3 protein-coding genes are annotated in these 3968 nt (G+C 55.5%); all 3 read right to left on the bottom strand.

The annotated features are described in order from the left end of the window. The coding region (locus tag QP968_RS10980; protein ID WP_502870942.1) for a Mu transposase domain-containing protein at positions 1-809 on the bottom strand (809 nt) is incomplete at its 3' end. A gap of 539 nt (positions 810-1348) precedes the next feature. Continuing rightward, entirely contained in the window at positions 1349-2125 is a 777-nt protein-coding gene (locus tag QP968_RS10990; protein ID WP_216361694.1) for an ATP-binding protein, read from the bottom strand. Continuing rightward, positions 2122-3756, bottom strand: coding sequence for an IS21 family transposase (gene istA / locus QP968_RS10995; RefSeq protein WP_284856435.1), 1635 nt, complete (start codon positions 3754-3756; stop codon positions 2122-2124). Before istA ends, QP968_RS10990 begins: the two co-directional genes overlap by 4 nt. Positions 3757-3968 lie beyond the last annotated feature (212 nt).

Raw genomic sequence — 3968 nt, forward strand, 5'->3', positions numbered from 1 at the left:
GCAGGCCGAATAAAGACGGCATCAGCTGCGTCGCTGGTAAGCGGGGCGCTTGGGCGTTGTTGGTTCTTCGTCGCGGGCTGTGTCCTTCGCCCTGGTGCAGCAGGGTGCTGCTGAGCGTGCGCAATGTCAGTCTGGATGCGCTTGATCACAGCCATAGTTGGAGCCAGCTTCTTTTCTAAGACCTGCTGGCACGCCGGCTCGAGGGTGGCTTTGCTGTGCTTTTTGCCCAGGTTGGCCAGCACGTTGCGAGCTTGAAGAAGTCCGCGGGGGACGGCGGCACTATTACGATCGAGGATCATCGTTATGACTGCGTGCGTTGCAGAACCGAACGACGAGGCCCACGCCAAAAGTTCGTCGCGGGTGAGCGCCTTGTGGCCTTCGTCATCGCCGCTTGGCCCATGGTTGGGATCAGTGGAGTACCGGTATTTGAATCCGTGAAGGCGTGTGTGTTCAGCAACTAGTTGATCACCGTTGAAGATGCTCACCAGTTGCGGGGTGAGCCTGACCGTCACTGCCTCTCCTACCAGCTGAAATGGCACAGAGTAGTACTGGTAGTCACAGGTGATGTGCCAATTACGGTCGACTTTGCACCGCTTGTATGACACTTCCGTAAACGGTATCGGCGGCAGATCGCGCATCACTGGTGCTTCTTCTTGCTCAAAGCGCATGCGCCGTGTTGTGCCATCCGCCCGTGTCATTGCGCTGTTGATATCGGCAAGCCGGTCAGCGATTGCCTCATTGAGCTCATCGAGATTGTAGAAGACCTCGTCGCTGAAATACCCGAGTATTTTGGTGTAGGCGATTTTCACAGCACGTTCTACTGCCGCTTTGTCGCGGGGCCTGCCGGGCCTCGTCGGCACAATCGTGACCCCGTAATAGTCGGCAAACGCTTACGTAGCGGTCAGTGACCATCCGGTAGCCTGAATGCTTTCTCGGCCGGTAGGTCGCCGTAGAGGCATTATCCGGCACGATGACCGCCGGTACTTTGCCAAGATAGTTCAACGCTTTGACGTGGCATTCAATCCAAGCCGGCATCTTCTCATTTGCAGCAGCAGTGACGTACATCAGCCCTGAGTACGGGCATACCGCGACAAACAGCGACGCCTTGAATGCGGTATCACCACTGGCCTGATCCACCACTGGCACTTTGTCACCGGCCCAGTCGACGTAAAGCTCTTGCCCCGGCTCATGGGTGACGACTTCGACAAGATCATGAGCACGGAGAAATTCATTGAGCCCACTGCAGAACTGGGAGTATGTTAGGACCACGGATTTAGTAACACCGTGGTGAGTATCCAGTAACGCCCGGGTGAGTATCGAGTAACACCCGGGCGTTGACCATGAGCCGCTACTGCGTATTGGCTTCTAAGCGCATATTCGGACCTTCCAGCGTGATGATCTCAGCGCCAACGACAAGCCGATTCAAAATCGACTCGGCGATGACAGCATCCGGGATGGACTTGTACCACTCATCGGGCGTGAACTGGGAGGTGACAATGGTTGATCCCCGGTGTTCACGCTCAGCAAGAATATTGAGCAGCTGGTGTGCTGTGGCAGCATCAATCGGAGTTGTTAAAAAGTCATCAAGCACGAGTACGTCTGCCAGGTGGAGATCTTGAAGAAACTCCATGCGTGCTGTGTCATCATGGCGTAGCACCATCAGCTGGTTAGCCAGGGTGTCTGTGCGGAAGAAACGAGCAGAGTAGTCGTTTCTGCACGCAGCGGTAAGTAGTGCTTGGGCCAGGTATGTTTTGCCGACGGATGATTTGCCGAGGATGACAATGCTTTGCGCTTTTTGACACCATTGGCAGTGAGCGAGTCTGGTGATTTGCTCTTTGTTGAGGTTGCGGCCGGGTGTGTAGGTGATGTCTTCGATACACGCATCGAGATTTGGCGATCGGGATGCTTTGAGTAATTTGTTGACTCGTCGTTCACGCTTGGCTGCGACTTCTTTATCGAGCGCGTAGAGCACTTTGTCAGAAAAGCTCCACGAGTCGAAGATGGGATCTGCTGCAATATCAATCACGGTTCGGCCAAAGGCCGTCATACGTAGATCGGTAAAGACAGGCAGGATCGATTCATCAAGAAAGCGTGCTGATGCTGATGCTGGTTGTGGCTGTGTCATGACTGTAGAGGTCCTTTCTTCGTGAGGTTTTCCATACTGAACTGGGCAGACCCACCCAGATATGCACCGCGGGTATCGCGTGCGTGTTCCACCGGTGGAGTTTCAGGCGGTGTTGTGGCTGGCAGATCATGGCCTGTCGGGCGGGTTGATTGGTCTTTGCGCACCGCGGCCATCATGTTTTTCACCGCGGTATACGACACAGCCCTCCTGGTGCCATCAGGTGCGATCAGGCGTGCACAGGCTTGTTCCAAAATCACTTTGTTGGCGTGTTTGCCCATATTCAGTACGTTTCGGCACGACTGAAATGCCTGGGCAGGGATTGCCTTTGCGCTGATGAGTTCTTCGATGACTGTCCGGGTTGCTGGCCCGATCTTGGCTGCCTCACGGTAGAAGTACTCACTGGTCCACAACCCTGTGGTGTCAGCCATGTTGGCAGGAATATGATCCACATCGGTGACATAGATCCCCCGGGCTTGGGCAAGCCGGTGGGTTGCAACACGCTGCCCGGCATCAAAGACGGTTACTTCATTGCCAGTGATGCGTACATCGACAGTCCGGCCGACAAGCTGGTAAGGCACCGAATAACGTGCAGTATTGACGGTGATGTGGAAGTTGGGTGCGACTTTCGCACGTTTCCATTCGGTATGCTGCCACGGTGATGTGGGAAGTTCGCCGAGTACATCGCGTTCAAACTCGTCAAAGAGCATCCTTCTGCTGGTGTTGCTACCGCGAAACGGTACCGCGTCATTGATGCCGTCAACCAGGCTGCGGATGCGCGCATTGAGTTCATCGAGCCCAACGCATTGATGTCCGTGGAGGGTGTGGATGACTTTTTGGGTGATGATCTTGACTGCTGCTTCTACATTCGCCTTGTCCTTTGGGCGCCGAGCACGAGTAGGCAGCGCGGCAGTGTTGTAGTGCTCAAGGAATTCCTCGTAGGTGGAATTGACCTGCCGGTTGCGGTCAGCAGCACTAATTGCGTGGGATGCTGTCGAAGCATTATCAGGCACGATGACTTCAGCAACACCACCGAAGTATTCAAACGCTTGGATATGTGCCCACAGCCACGCTTGTTGCCGCTGGTTCGGGCAAGCACAAGCAAACAGCATGCCGGAATACGGCAGTGACGCCACGAAAATGCTGACTTTTGCACCCCGGGCATCGGTTGGGTCGAACAGGCGCATTGCGGTGCCAGCCCAGTCGACTTGCATGGTGTGCCCCGGGGCATGGGTAATACGTGCTGTAAGTCCTGTGGCATCGACGTGTTCGGCAACAAGCTGGCGGAAACGCTCGTAGCTGTAGTAACGCTGGGATGGGTGGGCTGGTTGGGTGGTGTAGCGGCCCCACAAGACTTGGAGGGTGACTTTGTTGCGGCCGGTGCGGGCTTTGGTCAATGCGTCGAAGTCGATGGGTACGAAGTCGCCTTGGGCAGCACTTCGGCCGTCAACAAACCATGTGGCCATTTCTTCGTCGGTAATGCCGGCGAGTTGTTCACGGGTTGTGATCTGGTGTGCCGCCATTGTGTGGCGGGCTTTTTGGACTGTGGTGTGTGAGCATCGCACAGTCGAGCAGATTTGGCGGACGGACCAGCCTTGTAAGACTAGGTCCATCACGGCCCGGTAATCAGTCACGATCGGACTCCTCTGATGATGCCGCGTGCCCTGTTGTCACGCGGTCAGAAGAATCTTCTCCCAAAGCGTTACTCGATACTCACCATTGCGTTACCCGATAGTCACCACGGTGTTACTAGATACCCCCGCGCAACAGAGTACTGGTACTTTGTCTTGTCCGTCGGACACGGCTGTGACAAGTAGTCCATCCACAGCTTGTGCCTGGTCACGTG

Origin of the sequence: Corynebacterium sp. MSK041, assembly GCF_030232265.1 — a bacterium.
Taxonomy (GTDB): Bacteria; Actinomycetota; Actinomycetes; order Mycobacteriales; family Mycobacteriaceae; genus Corynebacterium.